Raw genomic sequence first — 1,283 nt, 5'->3', positions numbered from 1 at the left:
GACCTCCCTCTGCTCGCTGACCTCGGCGCCGCTCTCCACCAGCGCGTGCCCGTCATGCGCGCAAACCCGCTCGGCCTCGGGCAGTTCGTGGCGCACGATCTCGCGCGGCAGCGCAGGGTCCAGCGGCTTGCGTCCGCGTTTCTTGCGTTGATGGCCCGCGACCGGTGTCGACTCCTCTTCGTCGGTCTCGGCTTGCGGCGTCTGATCTGTGGGCGCGAGCGCCTCGGCCTCGTTGAGGAACAGGTCCTTCTGATCGGTGCCGCGGGCTTCGCTCTTGGCCGCAAACAGCTGGCGCTGCAGCGCCTTCAGCCGCTCCAGTGCGAGGTCCCGCTCGGTGGTCGCTACTCGAAGCGCGCCGGCCAGCGCATCGCGCTCGGCGATGAGCGCGGCGAGTTCTTCAGCGGTGATGGTGGCGGGCGACGACACGCCCGCTTGGATCGGCATGCGCCATCATTGTTCCTTCAGGCCACGCTGGAGTAGCGCAGGCGCGAGTGGCGTTGCACCACCGCGATGTCGATGCCCTCCAGCAACCAGTGCAGCTGTTCGGCCGTCAGCGTGGGAACCGCATCGGCCGAAGGCCAGATGAACCTGTCCTTCTCCAGCCGCTTGAGCAACAGCCAGAAGCCGTTGCGCTCCCAACCCAGGATCTTCACCCGGTCGCGCCGGCGGTTGCTGAACACGTACGCGCACGAGGCGAACGGGTCCAGGCCCAGCGCCTGCTCCACCAGCACGGCCAGGCCGTTGATGTTCAACCGGAAGTCCACCGGCTCGCGGTGCAGGTAGACCTTCAGCCCTTCGTCGAAGCGGAACATGGAAGTCGGCTCAACATCTGCACCAGCGTCGGCAATTGCTGCAAGCTCGTCTCGCCTAGATCGAGCTGCACGCCGTTGGGCAGGCGCACCTGCAACCCGACCATCGGGGTCGGTGCCGTCAAGGAGTTCTCATTCGGGATCACCGCCACTGCCGTAGCAGGTGCATGGGCCATCGCGGGCGCCGCCACCGCACACTCGCGCTGAGGCATTCGCTGAGGCTGATCTTGTTCACCCTCTACGCGCACGGCAACGAATGCCGCATCTTGCATTCGCGCGATGTCGCCCGCTGGCACCTGGGCGCTTCGCCGCTGGTAAGCCGCGATCCACGTCCTCAGCAGGTTCGTGTTGACACCGTGCTCCATCGCCATTCGTGCCACCGACACTCCTTGCTTGAGGCACGCAACGATCAACTCCCTCTTGGCGGCTTCGTCGTAGACGCCGCGACCGTCACTCTTACGCCCCACAACCAAC

The 1,283-nt window shown here is 66.2% G+C and carries 3 protein-coding genes; all 3 read right to left on the bottom strand.

Annotation, left to right across the window (positions count from 1 at the left end; translation table 11 throughout):
- The coding region (locus ACSFA3_RS23910) for a transposase domain-containing protein (protein WP_475544580.1) at window positions 1-444 on the bottom strand (444 nt) is incomplete at its 3' end.
- Between the two features lie 17 nt (window positions 445-461).
- The gene (tnpB, locus tag ACSFA3_RS23905) at window positions 462-812 is read right to left on the bottom strand and encodes an IS66 family insertion sequence element accessory protein TnpB (RefSeq protein WP_101488468.1); all 351 of its coding nucleotides are present in this window, start codon (window positions 810-812) and stop codon (window positions 462-464) included.
- Window positions 788-1,282: a transposase gene (locus ACSFA3_RS23900; protein ID WP_435507888.1), complete on the bottom strand. Its 495-nt coding sequence runs from the start codon at window positions 1,280-1,282 to the stop codon at window positions 788-790. Before ACSFA3_RS23900 ends, tnpB begins: the two co-directional genes overlap by 25 nt.
- Window position 1,283 lies beyond the last annotated feature (1 nt).

Source organism: Variovorax glucosi, from assembly GCF_051216695.1.
Taxonomy (GTDB): Bacteria; Pseudomonadota; Gammaproteobacteria; order Burkholderiales; family Burkholderiaceae_C; genus Variovorax.
Note: the sequence above shows the minus strand (reverse complement) of the source record. Positions and strands in the feature narration are given on the sequence as shown.